Here is an 18,657-nt window from a genome sequence, read left to right as displayed (position 1 = left end):
ACACTCGCGCAGAGCCGTGCAGGATTAAATCGATGTCCCCTATAGCTATAATCAACACGTTATTATCTGGAGAGATACCATGCACTATACCTGCCCATCCTGCGGTGCCATCAACCGTATCCCCGATGACAAACACAACAGCCAGGGCCAGTGTGGCAAATGTAAAGCCCCCCTGTTTAATGGCACCCCGACGGATTTGAGCGACAGCAGCTATCAACGCTTTCTGGCCAAAAATGATTTACCGGTACTGGTCGATTTCTGGGCGGAATGGTGCGGACCGTGCAAGATGATGGGGCCTGTTTTCAAGGAGTTGTGCGCAGAACAGCAACATCAGCTGCGCTTCGCCAAGGTCAATACCGAACAGGCGCCCATGGTGAGTCAACAATTGGGCATTCGCAGCATTCCAACGCTGATCCTGTTCCGCCACGGCAAAGAAGTCGATCGTCTCGCCGGCGCCTTGCCAGCACCCCAGCTACGCCAGTGGATCGCTGCCGCGCTGCAGAAATAACGGCCACAGCCAACCGCCCCCCGTCGACGGCTAATGCAAGCCGTTGGACGGTTCGGTGCTGGTCATGATGGTTTCTTCAATCACGGTTGGCGACGCGTCGGGCTTCCGTTCAAATTCCTGCAGTGTTTTATTCAGTGCATCCCGCGCCCGAACAATGGTCGAGCGCTGAATTTCTTCCGAAATATCAGTCAGCATGGTCTTGTCTGTGACCGTTTTCAGGATCAGTTCGATCTTGGTCGTGCCGGTTGGATCATTAATCAATGCATCCACAAACTGGCCGTTCACCATATGGCGGCAAATACGGTCAATGGCCGGATAGGAAATCGAGTTTGCCATCAGATAGCTCTTGTAGTGCTTGGGCACAAAGCTCACCTGGGTGCTGAGAAAACTGAAAAACGTCAATAACAACAGTGCCTGCAGACCATTGGCAATCGCACAAAAAATCCGGTTGGTGAAGCTGGTAAAACGATTCTCCTTGATCCAGCGTCCATGTATGTCATAGCGGATTGCCACACGCTCCACCAAGCGAATAACAAACCACATCGCCAGAAACAGAACCAGAAACCCGGTCAATGTTAATACGGCCCAATCGTTAGCCCTTAAAATTCCGATCTGAGTCAGATACAACCCAAAATGATCGCTATAGGCACTGGCGATGGATATAGGCAAAAACACCTTGGCCAGATCCAGCATTTCCTTTGAGGTACCGTATCGATACCCCAATACAATCAGCGTCAGAAGCGCCAGTAAAATAACGACATCAAATATCATAAGCTGCGTGCCACCGTGCGATCATCCTTGTTTTTGCTATTATTTCATCCGAACAACGGCACTGACCAAGGGTCAAAGATGCGTCAGGCCGGGACATGAGAGCCTCGTTGAACGCAAGTTACAGACCAAATATTACGACTTGCCCAATTTCCCCTCAGTACCACCCAACAAACACACCGATCACCGGTACACGGGTACCAATATCAATTATTCTCGAGTAAATATTTCCGCAAAATACTCAAAATGCACCAAAAAATAACAACCATACTTAAAACGCACCATAACAGAACAAAATAAGTCTTGAGTTATCATCAATTAACTCGCCACGCCACAACTTAATGCGATCATGGCGCTATTGTTGTGCACCCAATGATAACTGGCTTATTTTTTGCAAATTAGGTGTGAATACGGAGAATCTGACAATGCGCGCCAGCCCCCTGCTCAACCAACGAATCATGGAACACCTGAATACCGGTGTACTGCTGCTGGATGCCGACCTGATTATTATTCATATGAACCCTTCCGCCGAAGCCCTGCTGGAAGTCAGCGGTACACGCGGCGTGGGAGCTCACTTTTTCGACCTGGCCGTTGAAGATCAACGCGATATCGACGCCATGCGGGATGCCGTTATTACCGGCCATTCCTACACCAAGCGGGAAGCCCAGATTCATTTACAAAACCAGCAAACCCTGACTCTCGACTACAGCGTCAGCCCTGTAACGCACCCGGAGACCCGTACGCCAACGCTACTGGTTGAATTGCAGGGCCGTGATCGCCTGATGCGTATCAGTCGGGAAGAGCAACTGATTGCCAAACAAGAAACCACCCGCTCCCTGGTTCGCGGACTGGCCCATGAGGTCAAGAACCCTCTTGGTGGCATCCGCGGTGCCGCTCAGCTGCTTGAACGCGAATTACCCTCCGCCGAACTGAAAGAATACACCCACATTATTATTGAAGAAGCCGACCGCCTGCGCGATCTGGTCGACCGCCTGCTCGGGCCACGCAATATTCCCAAACAGGAACCGGTCAATATCCACGAAGTGCTGGAACGTATCTGTCAGTTGGTGGATGTCGAAAGTCGTGGCCAGGTGGTTATTCACCGGGATTACGACCCGTCGATCCCGGAAATTGAAGCCGACAAGGGTCAACTGATCCAGGCCTTGCTGAATATTGGCCGTAACGCCATGCAAGCCATGCTGGAAAATCCGGATCAGCAAGAACGCCCAAGCCTGACCATTCGTACCCGCAGTGTCCGTCAATTCACCATCAGCCATCACAGTCACCGACTGGTTGCCCAGATAGAAATCATCGACAACGGTCCGGGCATACCGGATTCGATCAAGGACAACCTGTTTTACCCCATGGTCAGTGGCCGTGCCGAAGGCTCCGGACTGGGGTTATCGATCTCCCAATCCATCATCAATCAAATTAACGGCATTATCGAATTTACCAGTGTGCCTCACCGCACTGTGTTCTCCATCTTTTTACCATTGGAATCGCTATGAGTACTGTCTGGATCATCGACGACGACAAATCCATTCGCTGGGTGCTGGAGAAAGCACTTGATCAAGCCAATATCCAGACTCGGGTATTCGAACAGGCGGAGCCTGCCCTTAATCAGCTGAAGCGGGAACAACCGGACGCCATCATCACCGACATCCGGATGCCGGGTATGGACGGCCTGATGATGCTGGAACAAGTACACGAAGCCAGCCCGGACTTGCCCGTCATTATTATGACGGCCCACTCCGATCTCGAGAGCGCAGTCTCTTCGTACCGCCGCGGGGCGTTCGAATACTTGCCCAAACCCTTTGATGTCGATGAGGCAGTCAGCCTGATTGAGCGGGCCATCGCCCACTTTGAAGAAATGTCCGCCAATACCACGGCACCGGAAAAAGAAATCAACGAACATGAGATCATCGGTGAAGCACCGGCGATGCAGGAAGTGTTCCGTGCTATCGGGCGCCTGTCCCACTCCCACATCACAGTACTGATCAATGGCGAATCCGGTACTGGTAAAGAACTGGTTGCCCATGCCTTGCACAAGCATAGCCCGCGGGCAATTGAACCGTTTATTGCCCTGAATATGGCGGCCATTCCACGAGACCTGATTGAATCGGAATTGTTTGGCCACGAAAAAGGCTCCTTTACCGGAGCTGGCGGGCAGCGTCGCGGCCGTTTTGAACAAGCCAACGGCGGTACCCTGTTTCTCGATGAAATCGGTGATATGCCATCCGAAACCCAGACCCGATTGTTACGAGTACTGGCCGATGGTGAATTTTACCGGGTCGGTGGCACCACTCCGATCAACGTCAACGTCCGTATTATCGCCGCCACTCACCAGAACCTCGAAACCCTGGTGAAAGAAGGCCGCTTCCGGGAAGATTTGTTTCATCGCCTGAACGTGATCCGGATTCATATCCCGCGCCTGGCCGATCGTCGTGAAGATATTCCGCAGCTACTCAGCCACTTTCTGCAGTCAGCTGCCGAAGAGCTGGATGTTGAATCCAAAACCCTGCGACCAGAAACCGAGGACTTCCTCAGCTCACTGGACTGGCCCGGTAACGTCCGCCAGCTCGAAAACACCTGTCGCTGGATTACCGTCATGGCCTCTGGCCGTGAAGTACTGATCAATGACCTGCCACCCGAGCTGCTGGAACAGCAAAGCAGCACACAAACCTCCGGCAACTGGGAACAGAACCTGCGATTCTGGGCCGATCAACAGCTGTCCCATGGTGCGGTCAACTTGCTGGATACGGCCGTTCCCATCTTTGAACGCATCATGATTGAAACCGCCTTGAAGCATACCGCCGGGCGTCGTCGGGATGCCGCCAACCTGCTCGGATGGGGACGTAATACCCTGACCCGCAAGATCAAGGAACTGGATATGGAAACCGGCAGCGACGATTCTGAAGCAGAAGAATAAGCCTGCCACACCCGATGCAATCGTCTTCTCGATAGGATAAGGCGATTGCAGTATTGCCCAGCCAGACGCCATCGTCGGCTGGGTGATGCCAAACACACCCCGTCTCCATACACCCCGTCTCCATACACCCCGTCTCCATACACCCCGTCTCCATACACCCCGTCTCCATACATCCCGGCCCAGGGCATGGCTTGACCACTATTGTTTATCCTGGCTTGATTTCCGGGCTGACCTGATCTCTTCGCACAACCAACGGGCCACCGCTCGTCGATTTCCTGCGATATTGGCCGCCCCGGCGCCACCCCTGTGCTAAAACAATCACGCCTTCTCGTAACAAAGACGGATACTCTGTGGTCAGAGCGATTGCTATAGTCAAAATCAAAACCGAAAGGACAGGAGGCTAGACCCATATGAACAAGCTGCACATTCTGATTACTGGCGGTGCCAGTGGTATCGGCCTGGGAATTGCCGAACACCTGGGCAAGCAAGGCGCTCGAATCGTGATTTCTGACATTAGCCAGGAAGCGCTGGACAAAGGTGTATTGCAGTTGCAAGCCGCCGGTATCGATGCGAGTACCGCAATGGCGGATATGTCCGATGTCACTGCCATTGATGCCCTTGCCAGCCAGTTTGCCAATGATCCCATTAACGTCGTGATCAATAACGCTGGCCTACAGTTTGTATCCCGGCTGGAAGACTTCCCTGCCGATCGCTGGAAGCTGCTGATTGACGTTATGCTGGTCGGCCCGGCGATGTTGTCACGCGCATTGCTACCCGCCATGCGTGAACAAGGATTCGGCCGCATCATCAATATTGGCTCAATTCATAGCCTGGTCGCTTCGCCATACAAATCGGCTTATGTCGCTGCCAAACATGGCCTGATTGGTTTTTCCAAAACCCTGGCGCTGGAAACCGGTGATACCGACATCACGGTCAATACCATTTGTCCGTCGTACGTCAAAACCCCGCTGGTCGAAAAGCAGATTGCCGCCCAGGCCAAGGAAAACGGTATTTCTGAAGAAGAAGTGATCAACAAGATCATGCTGGAACCCATGCCGAAAAAACAATTTATCGATATCTCGGAAATTGCTGGCACCGTGGCGTTTCTGGCCAGTCCTGCCGCCAAAAACATTACCGGTCAGACCATGGTACTGGATGGCGGCTGGGTCGCCCGCTAGCGCCGGGTCATTATCGACTGCGGTAGATCACGGCCGGTGGCAGTCAGGCATGGATGGATGGACAAAAAAAACCAGCGTCAGACGCTGGTTTTTTTATAGACCCTCAAACGACTAGCCGTAAATCAGCCAGCTGGTCAGGAAGGTAATGCCGACCACAACCAGCACTGACCCTCCCAGTACCAGCACGACGTCTTTTAATGGAAGTTCCCTTTCCGGAGTATCGTGCAGCATATGACTGCGCACATGGTGGCGCACGGGATGCGTCCCGGCAAAAGCGGCTGTCGCCGCTCCTTTTCCATACCATTGGTTATTCATGGTGTAACCCTCCGGGTAAATACGGATGGCGACAGAATAAAAAGCGGTGACGGGTTTTCCCGATCACTGTTTTCCTCTGGCACTATCCACAATGTGCGGCTGGATCAGTATGATCAGCTCGCGTTTCACACAGGCCTGTCGGAACCAGCCATACAGCCAGCCCAACAGGGAAATCTCGCCCTGTTCACCATCGTGGCATCCATTCATCTTGAGGTGGTTTGATGTCTGATAATCGTCTGGTAGTCGTTACAGCTGTCGATCCCACTACCAACCGTTCCCTGCTGTACACATCCTGACGGACATACAGGCTTGGGCATAAGACGCGTGAGTGTGAGGCTATCCTGGATTCTTATTTGTATTATCAAGACTCACTGCTCACACGGGCGTTGTGTGCGTCTGTTGCCCGCTATTACTGGTCTGTTTTTACCAGGTTCTTTACCAAGCCAAATTGGCTCCTTCTGAAAGTTTAGACACACTTTGACGATAATGTTCAATAATTAACCATTTTTACGGCTGATTCACATGGCATATCGAGCCAGTTTCTGTTTTTACAAACCAGTTAAAAGATTCAGCCAAGAAAAAATGTCAGCCGCAAACCTTCTGCTCTGAACATATCTGGTGGTCATTCCCCTGAAAAACTATACTGGCTCACCGTCAGCTCTCCGGATAACAGCATGTTTCATATCGTTTTATTTGAACCGGAAATTCCACCCAATACCGGTAATATCATCCGCCTGTGCGCCAATACCGGCTGCCAGTTACATCTGATCGAGCCGCTGGGATTCTCTCTGGAAGAAAAGGCACTGCGCCGTGCCGGGCTGGATTATCACGAATATGCCCAGGTCAAAACCTACCCTGATTTTGGTCAATTCTTGCAACAGGCTCAGCCTGGCCGACTGTTTCCGTTAACAACCAAGGGCAGCCGGGTGCATTCTTCCGCAACATTTCAGCCAGACGACTATTTTATGTTTGGACCAGAAACCCGTGGCTTGCCCGCCGAGGTGTTACAACAGTTTCCCGCAGACCACTGGCTAAGGCTGCCAATGCTTCCCGACAGCCGTAGTCTTAACCTCTCGAATACTGTTGCGGTACTGGTGTTTGAAGCCTGGCGGCAGGTTGGATATGAAGGTGCCAGATTGGCAGGGGATGGTATCTAGACGAAGGCTATTGAGACAAAAACGCCCGGCATAAGCCAGGCGTTTTATCAGTCAGACAGCGCATTCCATTCTCCCTGATCAGTACCAGGGAGCCAGCACTTAATGAGTTGCTTCAGGTGCTGCTACTGCTTCTTCCGCTTCTTGCTGCATGCGCTGGGCGAACAGGGCATCAAAGTTGATCGGTGCCAGCATCAGTGCCGGGAAGCCGCCTTTTACAACCAGGCTGTCAACCGACTCACGCAGGTATGGGAACAGGATATTAGGGCACATCGCACCCATCATTGGCTTCAGCTGTTCTTCCGGAATATTGTCGGCAAGGAACAGGCCACACTGCATGACTTCAACCAGAAAGGCGGTTTCGTCATCGGCCAGTTTTGCCGTTGCAGTCACTTTAACAAACACTTCAAAATGGCTTTCATCAACCCGACGCGCGCCAGTGTTCAGATCCAGCTTGATTTCAGGCTTCCACTCTTTGGTAAACACCATCGGCGCATTAGGCACTTCAATGGAAGCATCCTTGACATAAACGCGCTGCAGAGCGAATTGTGGTTGTGCATTCTCAGTCATAAATAGTTCCTTGGTTATTTGCGTACTACCGGAAGATTCTGTGCATTCCACTCCATCATGCCGCCTGAAAGACGTACGGTGTTGAAGCCTTTTTCCTTGAGCATTTTGGCAGCCACGGACACTGTTGTACCGGTTTTACAGATCAGTACAATCGGGTGATCTTTATGAGCATTCAACTCGTTCATCCGCTTGGCCAGCTCGGAAAACGGAATATTGCGAGCATTGGCCAGATGGCCGCTGCTGAAGTCTTTTTTATCGCGGATATCGACGACAATAGCGTCTTCACGATTAATCAATTGAGTCGCTTGAGCCGGAGAAACCGACGCGCCACTACGTTGCTTGTTATCAAACAACAGGGCCGCCAGAAACGCGCCCCAGATAGCCACCAGCCACCAGTGGTTACCGATAAATTCGAACACCTGTTCCATAATTCTCGTCATTGCCAGAAAAATCAGGCCCGGAGTATAACCTCTGACCGCGCTACTGTCCCACTCTTGCAGCACTCCGGGGAGCGGCGGTTTGATCTGCTCCAGTGAAGCATAAGTGCCAATGATTATATCGAACCATTTTGCCCACTGTGATCAGTAGCTGGCTTTCAGTACAATCAGGGCATCAAATCATTACACACGGTGCCGAATCATGAACAAGCGTCCCAAACCCGTTGCATTAATTATTCTGGACGGCTGGGGTTATCGGGCAGAAACCGATAACAACGCCATTGCCAATGCCAACACACCGACCTGGGATCGTTTGCTGGATGTCTTCCCCAACACCCTGATCCAGACTTCTGGAGAAGCGGTTGGCTTGCCAGATGGGCAAATGGGCAACTCCGAAGTCGGCCATATGAATCTCGGGGCTGGTCGCATCGTTTACCAGAACTTCACCCGTATCAACAAAGCCATTGTTGATGGCGAGCTGCAACAGAACCCGGCACTGGTGGCAGCGATGGACAAGGCCAAAGCCGCAGGGGGCGCAGTACATTTCACCGGTCTGCTATCACCTGGCGGTGTTCATAGCCATGAAGACCATCTGGTCGCCCTGCTCGAAATGGCCCATGAGCGTGGTATCAAGCAAGTCTGTGTTACCGGCATTCTCGACGGCCGGGATACCCCGCCCCGCTCGGCCGCCGACTCCATTGCCAAAATAGAAGCCAAATGCACCGAGCTGGGCAACGCCCGCCTCACCGGTATCGTCGGTCGCTACTTTGCCATGGACCGTGACAATCGTTGGGAACGGGTACAGACCGCCTACGACCTGATGACCACAGGCAACGCCCAGTACACCGCCAGCAACGGTAGCGATGCCCTGCAGGCCGCCTACGAGCGTGATGAAAACGACGAATTTGTCACCGCTACCCTGATCGGCGAGCCAGCCCCGGTACAGGATGGCGATGCCATTATCTGCTTCAACTTCCGCCCTGACCGCTCCCGCGAACTGACCCGGGCGTTTGTGGAAGGTGACGAATTCAACGGCTTTGACCGAGCGCTACGTCCAGCCCTGAGTGACTTTGTCATGTTGACTGAATACGCAGCCAGTATCGATGCCAGCTGTGCTTTCCCACCCGAACCCCTGAGCAACGGCCTGGGTGAATACATAGCCAACCAGGGCATGAAACAACTGCGGATTGCTGAAACCGAAAAATACGCCCACGTTACCTTTTTCTTCTCCGGCGGGCAGGAAACCGAATACGACGGTGAAACCCGTATTCTGGTGAACTCTCCCAGCGTGGCAACCTATGACTTGCAGCCTGAAATGAGCGCACCGGAAGTCACCGAAAAACTGGTTGATGCCATTAAGCATGGTGATTACGACCTGATCGTCTGTAACTATGCCAATGGCGATATGGTAGGTCATACCGGTATTATGGATGCCGCTGTCAAGGCCGCCGAAGCCATTGACACCGCTCTCGAAGCCGTCACCAGCGCCATTCTCGAAGTGGGCGGAGAGTGTCTGATCACCGCCGACCACGGTAACGCCGAGCAAATGCTCGACGATCAGGGCCGGGCCATGACCCAGCACACCACCGGCCCGGTCAACCTGGTGTACGTTAACGAACGTGAACAGGGCGCCATTCAACCCGGTCGACTGTGTGATATCGCGCCAACCTTATTGGCCATGATGGGCCTGGAACAACCTGCCGAAATGACCGGCAATTCTCTGGTGGACTATAGCTGAACCATGAAAATCCCGACTCCGTCCAGCCTGCTGCTGACCTGTTTGCTCAGCCTCGCCACCACGCTCCCTGTGGTTGCTGAAGAAGCCGGTGATGCCGCCAAACTTCAAGCCTTGAAGCAGGATATCGCCAAGCTGCAGCAATGGCTGAATGAAGCCAGTGCCGAACACAGCAAGCTGTCGGAGTCGTTACGCAACACCGACCAGGACATCGGCACCATAACGCGCAAGATAGAAGAAACCCGGCGCTTGCTCAAGGAGGAGCAAGACCGCCTAAAAAAGCTCCGACAGGATCAGGCGCAGCTCAATGAGCTGCGCAGTTGGCATACCTTGCGTTTAAAAGAGCAGCTGCAGGCTGCTTATCGTCTTGGTGGCGACAGTCCGATCAAAATGCTGCTGAACCAGGATGATTCCCAACAAGCCCAGCGTATGCTGAGCTACTTTGGCTATTTTAATCGCGCCCGTATGGAAGAAATCAACCACACGCTCAGCGAGCTGACCCGACTGGAACACATTGCCGACGAAATCATCACCCAGGAACAACAGTTACAACGTACCCAGCAGTCGCTGGATCAGAAAAACCGCCAACTGACGCAACAAAAGAAAAAACAGAATCGCCTGCTGGCACAACTAAGTCAGCAAATGACCAGCGAGAAAAGCACGCTGGCGCGTAAACAGGCCGATCGTAAACGCCTCGAATCCCTGTTTGATGAAGTCCAGACCCTGGTCGAAAAAAGCCCGCGCAAACAGGATGTACGCCCCTTTAAAGCCCTCAAACGGTCGCTTCCCCGTCCGCTGGCCGGGCGCATCATCGCCGCTTATGGCAATCCCAATACCGGTGGCGTTGGTCGCTGGGAAGGCTGGTTGATTGCCGCCCCGGAAGGCACCAATATCCAGGCCGTCCATCACGGCCGGGTCGTCTACTCCGACTGGTTGCGAGGCTTTGGCCTGTTGATGATTCTTGATCACGGAGATGGTTATATGACGCTGTACGCCCACAACCAAACCCTGATGTACGACGTCGGTGCCTGGGTCAATCAAGGGGATGTGATTGGTGCCGTTGGACGCAGTGGCGGGCTACAGGAACCCCGGCTGTATTTTGAAATTCGCCACCGTGGCAAGCCACTGGACCCTGCCGCCTGGCTGGTCAAACGCTGATATTCGGCAACAACAACACATCAACGTGAGTGAAACTCCAGTGCCAATAGGGAGTCTGCGTTAACAGCTCCCCGCTTTTATGCCATGCTTCGACCACTGACGACTACGAGAACCTCCATGCACGCTATCGTTTCAACTGCCACTGCACTGTCTCTGGCGCTGGCCTTGTCCGCTCCGGTATCTGCCGACCAAGTACCGCCAACCACAACGGAACCCGTTCTGGCAGAGCAAGCGCAGGCCCCGCTGCCGCTGGATGAACTCAGAAACTTCGCCGAAGTATTCGAGCGTATTCGCAGCGCCTACGTAGAAGAAGTCGATGACAAGACCCTGTTTGGCTACGCCATTAACGGCATGCTGACAGCCCTGGACCCGCACTCGGTGTATTTACAACCCGACGACTTCTCGGAACTGCAGGAAACCACCTCCGGCAAATTTGGTGGCCTGGGCATGGAAGTGGGTCAGCAAGATGGCATGGTCATGGTGGTCTCTCCAATTGACGATACCCCCGCCGCCAAGGCTGGTATCAAGTCCGGTGATCTGATTGTCAGCCTTGATGGCGAAGCCATGGTCGGTGTATCACTGAGCGATGCCATCGAAAAAATGCGCGGTGAACCTGGCTCTCCCATCACGCTGGAAATACGCCGTCAAAACGAACCGCAGCTGCTGAAGTTCGACTTGATTCGCGATGAAATCAAGGTTCGCAGTGTGCGCTCGGAGTTACTCAGCGACCAGATCGGCTACCTCCGTATTACCCAGTTCCAGGAACATACCGGTGCCGAACTGGTACGTATCCTGTCACAGTGGCAAGCTGATCACAGCGTCAGGGGATTGATTCTTGATCTGCGTAATAACCCCGGTGGGGTCTTGGGTGCTGCCGTCGATGTCAGTGATGCCTTCCTTGACGAAGGCCTGATCGTCTATACCAAGGGCAGGGGCAACAGCTCGGATATGCGCTTTTCAGCCAGCCCTGCCACGGTTGCCGAACGCTTGCCCTTGATTGTGCTGATCAATGGCGGCTCAGCGTCGGCCTCTGAAATTGTTGCCGGAGCACTGCAAGATCATCAACGCGCCGTTGTGGTGGGTACCCAGTCGTTTGGCAAAGGCTCAGTACAGACCGTATTACCGCTAGCGGACAACAAAGCCGTCAAGCTGACCACCGCACGCTACTTCACCCCTAACGGCCGTTCCATTCAAGCCAAAGGGATTATCCCCGACATTCTGGTAGAACAAAGCGATGTGACCCCGCGTGCCCGTAGCCGGACATTCAAGGAATCCGATTTGCGGGGCCACCTGTCCAACCCGCAAAAAGGCGCGTCGACGACCAATAAGGACGTTGCCAGCAATACTGACGAAGCCGATGAAGCCGCGGCCAATGCCGACCAGCTACTGAAAGACTTTCAGCTCTACGAAGCCCATACCCTGCTGCGTGGCATGACCATTCTGGGAGCCAGGCAGTAGCCATGCAGCCAATCACCATCCAGATGTTGTTGATGCCCGACGCCACAGTAGGTGTTCCACAAACCAGTGTGTTGCAAGGAATCTGAGTCACCATGATGGCACCACATATATGGCTGACCCTGTGTCTCGGCAGTTGGGCATTACCTGCAGCGGCGGCTGAGTTATTGCTGGTCATTGATGATATTGGCAACAATCGTCTCCTTGGTGAGCAACTGCTGGCGCTACCCGCTCCGGTCAATATGGCATTTTTACCCCACACACCTTTTGCTGCCAGTCTTGCCGCCAAAGCCGCTGCGCAAGGGCATACCGTAATGCTGCACGCTCCGATGGCGACCGAGTCCGGGGTCAAACTGGGGCCAGGTGGGCTTTACCCAACGATGGACAAAGCCACGTTGAGCGCCACGTTAAACGCTGACCTCGATGCGATTCCCGCCGTCAGTGGCCTTAATAATCATATGGGCAGCCTGTTAACCCAGGATTGTGAACGAATGAGCTGGGTGATGGATATCGCCCGTCAACGGCGACTGTTTTTTATCGATAGTCGCACGACTGCCGCCACCTGTGCCCGCCAGGCCGCCTTGCAGGCGGGCGTCCCCGTACTGGCCAGAGATGTATTTCTGGATAACGATCGCTCCGCAGCAGCACTGGCACAGCAGTTTGATAAAGCAATTACATTGGCCAATCAACACGGCCAGGCGGTGTTGATTGGCCACCCCTACCCGGAGACCATTCAGTTTCTGCAGCAACGCCTGCGTCCAACGGAGTCCCGGGGTTGGCACCTGGCTGCGCTGCACGACAAACTGGCGCCGACCGCCGCACAGCAGCCATTGGTTGCCAGCAAAACAGACCCGCATAACAGTGTGATTCATACCGCCGATGCCGACCCCTTATTCCATCATCCGGCTCAAGAGATGCCCTGCCCGATAACCGCAGGCCAGCCAACTCGTACTGCAAATACAGCGAAGAGAAGAGCGCTGCTGAATGCGAAGACCCTGGCGCTGCGGTCACTCACAAATATCAGTCTGACCCTGGCAAGACCGACCCCTGGCCCAGCACCATTAACCGCTCCCTTAACCTCTTCACCAGTGCTCACACCGACGTGCACAACAGCGCATGCCGCGACGACAAAGGCCGAGCAGAGTATCGGTGTATTACGTTTGCCGGAATCTCACGCCCGCCGAGTGATGCGAGTCCATCTACAGCCTTGAACGTTGCGGCTAGCTGCTACTAGTTGCTCTTGGGCGTTATCAACAAGGAAGGATTAACAACCAACAACCCGGCGGTTATAAACGCAATCGGCTTCCTGTTGGAAGCCGATTGCGTTGCCGGTGTAACTGGCGCCATCAGGCAGCTGTCAGAAATGGTAGCCCATACCAAGATAGAAACCGTCGGTATTGCCCGCCGCTTCGTTCTGTAGCTGATAGTCAAATTTGAATACCACCTGATCGACCGGATAATAATTGACACCGGCGTTGGTCTGGATCTTATCCACGCCTTCTTCCTGCGACCAGGCAGTCTGACGGGCAAACACCCCTACCGATGGCAATGCTTTCCAGGAGACTTCCAGCTGACCGCCGTCCTGAACCTGCTTGCCTGCCTCCTTGGCGTCATCTCCTGCCAGATCCCAACGGGCATACATGCCTTTCAGGGTGACATCATTCAACTGATACACCAGATGGGCACCCAGCAAGGTGGCCGAGTCGGCGTAGGATTCTACTGCGCTCTGGTCCAGGTCAGGCTGGTACTGGGCATACGCCGCCAGCTCCAGGCCACTGACGCCGGTGTAACGCACGCGCACGGTAGTTGCCAGATCAAAGGCATCGGCATTGGAAGTTTTTTGCTTGCCGGCTTTCAGATCAAAAGGATCAGCATCGGAATCGGTGCTGGGATCATCGGTTTTCATCCCTTCCGACAGCATGACATCGTAGCTCAGGCCACTGGAAAACTGCTGGCTGTACATGATACCGCCAACATACCAGGTGGTTGGTACGATGGTGGTTTCCAGCACCGGCCGTTCAACCCCGTAGTAAGTGGTTGGTTCGTGGGTTTCGTTGACGATACCGACAGGAACCAGCTGGATACCGGTTTTGACCTGCTGGGTATCCGACAAGTCCACTTGCAAGAAAGCCTGTTCCAGCTCAACCGCCCCTTCGCCATCAGAGCCGGGAACAACGGTATGCTCCACTTCAAATTCTGAGTGGAAATGCACCCGATCAGAAAAATCGTATCCCACAAACAGCACCCAGCGACGGAAATCAAGCTGCTTGTCATCTGTGCCATCCACACTGAGATTGTGATAGTTCAATTCACCATAACCACCAAAGTGAATATTGCTGTGCGACGATGTCTGTTGCTGGGCATCGATGGCATCGGCCATCATTTCCATACGGCCATTCAGTGACTCTTCCAGCTGCTGGATACGTTGCTCCAGCTGGCGGATGGTATCTTGCTGGTCATCGGCAGCGTATGCCGGAGTAACCAATCCTGTCGCGGCAATCACTGCCAAAGGGGCCAGGGTGTATTTCATTACGGTATCCTGCTTAAGGTATCTAAGGTTAAATTCAGTCACTATGTCAGTCGCCATCACTGAAATTGATGCCAAGGCTGACATCAAGCCCATCGGGAATTTCACGTTTGAAGTTGCCATCCAGTGCCGCTGCCATGCTGTTAAAACTGGTGGCATCCTGATCGCTGATGGCATCGTTGGCTTGCTCCAGATTGCTGCGTACCGTATCGGCATCGGCGCTGTTACCGGCGGATTCCATCAAGTCAAACAAGCTCACGGTGGTGGATTCGGAGCCTTCCAGCAATTCAGTAATCACGTCGATACTGGCCTGCATTTCAGGCCAGGCATTGCCCGACAAGGCCGCGACGTTGCTGACGGTGTCACGCTGCTGCAAATAGTCGAGATAGCTTTGCACGGCAGAAATCAATGCTGTCAGTGGCTCCGAACCATCATCCAGATCCCCCGCCAGAAACAGGTCCCGGTAAGATGTGCCGCTCTCCAGGTGATCAAGGGTCCAGCCATTTACCACGTAGTCAGCGCGATTTTGCACACTGCCTGCCAAGCCTTCCATCACCTCACATTTGCGTGGTTGCTGTATAAACTCAGCAACGATATCGGCCGCCACCTGGCTCTGGTCACTGGAGGTTTCAAATGCCACGACTTCCAGCGGCAGCAAGCCGACATACTGGAACGTAAGGCCGTCGAAGTAGCTACTGCCAAGCTCTGTTTCCGACTCTGAATCTATCAGGGTCTGGATATTCGAGCGCACCGTGGCAGTATAATTGGTCCCACGCACCCGGTAGGAGTCAACGAACTGGTACACCGGGAAAACGGTGTCGTCGAACAATGGGCCAAAATTGAATGGCAACAAGCGGTACCAGCTATCTGCCATTGTTTTCCAGTCCGTTTGCAGCTGGCTCAAACCAGCTTCATCCGGAGCGCTACAAAAGCTGTCGACACTGTTGTTGAAGTCACTGACTTCACTGGCAAATTGCTCACTGGCAACAATGATGGTGCCATCAACCAGCTGCTCCAGCGCCAGAGACAGAGAGCCTTCGGTCAAGGCAACGGCATCGTTTTCACGACTGCCACCACAGCTGGCCAGTGTCAGACAGGTGCCCAGACACAACCAGGCAGAAGCGGATTTCAACATCGGGATTCTCTTTATCAAGGTCATACAGATTGGTCTGGTAGGGTAAAGGTAAACATATGATTGTCCCAGTGACGGCCAGCAAATGAGCGCCGCATGGCGCGGTCTTCTTTCAGGCTGCGGACATCAATCATGCGCACATCACCACGGGAATTACTCAATACAAAGTACTGCTGGTCACGGCTGACGGTCAGGCCACAGACATCAAAAAAGGCGTGATAGCCAACCAGCTGGTGCGTATCCAGATGCCAGAATGCCACCAGATCGCCCCGCGGGCTGGAAAATGCCGCAATACGCTCTCCATTGTGCAAGGCAGCACTACCCATATAATCGTTAAATTTAAGGATCAGGGTTTCCGGCCCTTGCAGCGTAACCAGCGGTTGACCAGGTTTATGTATTGCCGCCAGAGGTACCAGTGCATGACTGTGCATCGCCGGGCGCTGCAATTGGGTCGCAATGGCAACGGTGCCATCGTCCGCCAATGCCAGGTGACGAATACTGGCTTTGCTTTCCGGCAAGCGATGCTGACTGATCAGGGTGCCATTAGCGAGTGACAGATACACCAGCGATGGATCCATGGTGTCCAGATTCAGCACCTTGCGACCACTGTCTGGATGCGTCAGCAAACCGCCATTGGCAACCACTAGCGACTGGCCATCCGGCATCACGTGGACATCGTGGGGGCCGATACCATGGGTCAGATATTCGGCCTCGAGCTGCCAGTTAACCGTATTGCGCACCATCAGCTTGCCGGTGCCAGTGCGGTAATCCGACTCGGTGGTCAACAAATGCTGACCATCCGGACTGAAACACCCATGACCGTGCATATGATGGCCAGTGGTGCACTCGATCACCTGTTCGACGGAACCATCCAGCAGGTTAAGCACCAACGCCTGGGTGCCTGGCCGACGGGCAAACATGACCGCCTGATCCAGACGCTGTGGGTGTTGGGCCAAACCATGGCCACGAAAACCACTGCTGGCAGAGTGCAACTCAGCACGCCGCTCGCCATCGACAATCCAGCTGGCAAAATAGCCGTCTTCGCCATCGCCTTCGGCACTGACCCAGGCTTCGGTGCCGGTGACGACTGCGCTGGTCGAATACCGACTGGCCGATGTTGCCGCAAATGCCGTTCCTGGCAAGGCGGAGGCCGCCAGGGCACTGGCGACTCCTCCCAACAGACGCCGTCGTGACGGGTCCTGTGCTAATCCTGATGATGCTGAATCCGCTGACATCACGGTTCTCCCATCTAGAGTGATTCAACAAACTGAAGCAGATTATGACGCTCTTCGGCGCTTAGATCCGCGAATTTCTGGCGTGCCATGGCGGCTTCGCCACCATGCCACAGAATCGCCTCTTCAATGCTGCGAGCCCGGCCATCGTGCAAATATTGCTGACTGCCGTTGACTCGCGCCATCAAGCCGACGCCCCACAAGGGTGGCGTGCGCCATTCACTGCCACTGGCAGCAAAGTCTGGGCGACCATCGGCCAGTGCCGGCCCCATATCATGTAATAGCAGGTCGGTATAAGGCCAGATACGCTGATTGCCCAAGTGTGGCTGTGTTGTGCTGGCGACGGTGGTATAGCTTGGCTGATGGCACGCCACACACCCGGTGGCATAAAAAAGCGTACGTCCTTCGAGGACCTCGGCATTATCAACATTCCGCCGCTGGGGCACACCCAGATTGCGAGTGAAATTCGTGACCAGGCGCAAAAGATTATCAGGTAATTCCATTCCCTGACTATCATTTCCATTTCTTTGTTGCTCACACAGTGGCTGATACGCCGTACAGGGCTGGGATGGAAACAGTGGATTACTGATACCAATATCATTGGCAAATGCCGACGCGACAATCATGTCCATGTTGGGACGGTTGGCCTTGTGGCCAAAGCGGCCTGGTAGCCAGCGCTGGCTTCTGGCATCCCAAACCCGGTTCTGTCGACCGGAAATGCCATTACCATCAGCGTCTTCCGGATCGGCCAGGGCTTCCAAGTCGGACTGTGCGATCAATTCCAGCAACCCCATCCCGTGGATCGCCGGCGCATTGCGCACACTAAAACGGGTGTTAGTGTCGAAGTCCCCATAAGCGGCGTAACGCAAATCCAGCTCCGGCTTGCGCAAACTGACGCTGCTGCCATCCGGGTATATAAAAGCTTGTTCATGCCATGTGATATAGGCATATGCTTCTGGTGGCACCTGTTGTTGCTCAGCCATGGCCGTTGGTGTGGCTTGACGTAACTGGTGCATCAGGGCAATTGATTGGGTTTGTAACTGGTCGCCATACACGGGGTCAGGAATAACACCGTCATGGCTGTTTGCAGCCGCTGTCATGGCGGCGGCATCATCCAACACCACACTCATACGAATCAGTGGCCCAAACAAAGGGGTATCGGCATTATCCGGCATACGGCTTTTACCGCCCCGAATATGGCAAGCGAGACAACCACGGGCGTTATAAATCGGCCCCAGTCCATCACGTGCATCGGTAATAGTAGGTGCCTTGACCCAGGGTTGGTGCGCCAAGGCCCGACCGGCATAAAACAGCGGCCGCTCTTGCTCTGGCAAATTAGGTGTTACCTTGTCCAGTTCCGGGAACGGGATAATCGAGGTTGTCGCAGCCCCACCAGGGCGTGTTTCTGCCGGTTCAGGCTCCGGTATCTGCTCGAAACAACCACTGCTGGCAACAACCCACACTGCCAACATAAAGATGCCAAAAAGCCGGGATAAACCCGGCTTCAGGTGAAAACAGAGACGGCGCATCAGCCAGCCTCCGTCAACAATTGATCAGCC

Annotated in this window: 17 protein-coding genes; 9 read left to right on the top strand and 8 right to left on the bottom strand. The window is 54.0% G+C overall.

What is annotated here, in order from left to right; all coding sequences use genetic code 11:
- Window positions 1-79 precede the first annotated feature (79 nt).
- Complete coding sequence (trxC, locus tag Q8W22_RS02835; RefSeq protein ID WP_303432560.1) at window positions 80-508, top strand: thioredoxin TrxC; 429 nt, start codon at window positions 80-82, stop codon at window positions 506-508.
- Between the two features lie 30 nt (window positions 509-538).
- Here the strand turns inward: trxC and Q8W22_RS02830 are convergent, their stop codons facing one another.
- Window positions 539-1,279, bottom strand: a complete 741-nt coding sequence (locus Q8W22_RS02830; RefSeq protein WP_303432561.1) for a CvpA family protein — start codon at window positions 1,277-1,279, stop codon at window positions 539-541.
- A gap of 422 nt (window positions 1,280-1,701) precedes the next feature.
- Here Q8W22_RS02830 and glnL point away from each other — a divergent pair, with 422 nt between their 5' ends.
- From glnL to Q8W22_RS02815, 3 genes are all read left to right on the top strand, one after another.
- Window positions 1,702-2,784 (top strand): nitrogen regulation protein NR(II), encoded by a 1,083-nt coding sequence (glnL, locus tag Q8W22_RS02825; protein WP_305414143.1) that lies wholly within the window; start codon window positions 1,702-1,704, stop codon window positions 2,782-2,784.
- Window positions 2,781-4,205: a nitrogen regulation protein NR(I) gene (ntrC, locus tag Q8W22_RS02820; protein ID WP_303432564.1), complete on the top strand. Its 1,425-nt coding sequence runs from the start codon at window positions 2,781-2,783 to the stop codon at window positions 4,203-4,205. The genes glnL and ntrC overlap by 4 nt, the downstream gene beginning before the upstream one ends.
- A 410-nt stretch (window positions 4,206-4,615) precedes the next feature.
- Window positions 4,616-5,383: a 3-hydroxybutyrate dehydrogenase gene (locus tag Q8W22_RS02815; protein WP_303432565.1), complete on the top strand. Its 768-nt coding sequence runs from the start codon at window positions 4,616-4,618 to the stop codon at window positions 5,381-5,383.
- 111 nt (window positions 5,384-5,494) lie between these two features.
- Here Q8W22_RS02815 and Q8W22_RS02810 read toward each other — a convergent pair whose 3' ends face one another.
- Complete coding sequence (locus tag Q8W22_RS02810; protein ID WP_303432566.1) at window positions 5,495-5,698, bottom strand: hypothetical protein; 204 nt, start codon at window positions 5,696-5,698, stop codon at window positions 5,495-5,497.
- Between the two features lie 674 nt (window positions 5,699-6,372).
- Here Q8W22_RS02810 and trmL point away from each other — a divergent pair.
- Window positions 6,373-6,855: a tRNA (uridine(34)/cytosine(34)/5-carboxymethylaminomethyluridine(34)-2'-O)-methyltransferase TrmL gene (gene trmL / locus Q8W22_RS02805; RefSeq protein WP_303432567.1), complete on the top strand. Its 483-nt coding sequence runs from the start codon at window positions 6,373-6,375 to the stop codon at window positions 6,853-6,855.
- Window positions 6,856-6,954: 99 nt separating this feature from the next.
- Here the strand turns inward: trmL and secB are convergent, their stop codons facing one another.
- Both secB and Q8W22_RS02795 read right to left on the bottom strand, forming a co-directional pair.
- A complete protein-coding gene (gene secB / locus Q8W22_RS02800) occupies window positions 6,955-7,422 on the bottom strand; it encodes a protein-export chaperone SecB (RefSeq protein WP_303432568.1) in 468 nt (155 codons plus the stop codon).
- A gap of 14 nt (window positions 7,423-7,436) precedes the next feature.
- Entirely contained in the window at window positions 7,437-7,850 is a 414-nt protein-coding gene (locus Q8W22_RS02795) for a rhodanese-like domain-containing protein (protein WP_305414145.1), read from the bottom strand.
- A gap of 211 nt (window positions 7,851-8,061) precedes the next feature.
- On the opposite strand from Q8W22_RS02795, the gene gpmI reads away from it, so the two are divergent.
- The 4 genes from gpmI to Q8W22_RS02775 all read left to right on the top strand — a co-directional run bounded on the left by gpmI (window position 8,062) and on the right by Q8W22_RS02775 (window position 13,418).
- Complete coding sequence (gene gpmI, locus Q8W22_RS02790; RefSeq protein ID WP_305414146.1) at window positions 8,062-9,597, top strand: 2,3-bisphosphoglycerate-independent phosphoglycerate mutase; 1,536 nt, start codon at window positions 8,062-8,064, stop codon at window positions 9,595-9,597.
- A gap of 3 nt (window positions 9,598-9,600) precedes the next feature.
- A complete protein-coding gene (locus tag Q8W22_RS02785) occupies window positions 9,601-10,752 on the top strand; it encodes a murein hydrolase activator EnvC (protein ID WP_305451522.1) in 1,152 nt (383 codons plus the stop codon).
- A gap of 117 nt (window positions 10,753-10,869) precedes the next feature.
- Entirely contained in the window at window positions 10,870-12,210 is a 1,341-nt protein-coding gene (locus tag Q8W22_RS02780) for a S41 family peptidase (RefSeq protein ID WP_305451521.1), read from the top strand.
- A 92-nt stretch (window positions 12,211-12,302) separates the two neighbouring features.
- Window positions 12,303-13,418 carry a divergent polysaccharide deacetylase family protein gene (locus Q8W22_RS02775; RefSeq protein ID WP_305451520.1) on the top strand — a complete coding sequence of 372 codons (1,116 nt, stop codon included), beginning with the start codon at window positions 12,303-12,305 and terminating at the stop codon, window positions 13,416-13,418.
- Window positions 13,419-13,564: 146 nt separating this feature from the next.
- Here the strand turns inward: Q8W22_RS02775 and Q8W22_RS02770 are convergent, their stop codons facing one another.
- The 4 genes from Q8W22_RS02770 to Q8W22_RS02755 are packed head-to-tail and all read right to left on the bottom strand — an operon-like array spanning window position 13,565 to window position 18,627.
- Window positions 13,565-14,737, bottom strand: coding sequence for a porin (locus Q8W22_RS02770; RefSeq protein ID WP_303432574.1), 1,173 nt, complete (start codon window positions 14,735-14,737; stop codon window positions 13,565-13,567).
- Between the two features lie 46 nt (window positions 14,738-14,783).
- Window positions 14,784-15,869 (bottom strand): imelysin family protein, encoded by a 1,086-nt coding sequence (locus Q8W22_RS02765; RefSeq protein WP_305414153.1) that lies wholly within the window; start codon window positions 15,867-15,869, stop codon window positions 14,784-14,786.
- 20 nt (window positions 15,870-15,889) lie between these two features.
- Window positions 15,890-17,101 carry a DUF1513 domain-containing protein gene (locus Q8W22_RS02760; protein WP_303432577.1) on the bottom strand — a complete coding sequence of 404 codons (1,212 nt, stop codon included), beginning with the start codon at window positions 17,099-17,101 and terminating at the stop codon, window positions 15,890-15,892.
- 14 nt (window positions 17,102-17,115) lie between these two features.
- Complete coding sequence (locus Q8W22_RS02755; RefSeq protein WP_305451519.1) at window positions 17,116-18,627, bottom strand: di-heme oxidoredictase family protein; 1,512 nt, start codon at window positions 18,625-18,627, stop codon at window positions 17,116-17,118.
- Window positions 18,628-18,657: the final 30 nt, after the last annotated feature.

It is taken from the genome of Oceanobacter sp. 1_MG-2023 (genome assembly GCF_030689025.1).
Classification (GTDB): domain Bacteria; phylum Pseudomonadota; class Gammaproteobacteria; order Pseudomonadales; family Oceanobacteraceae; genus Oceanobacter.
Note: the sequence above shows the minus strand (reverse complement) of the source record. Positions and strands in the feature narration are given on the sequence as shown.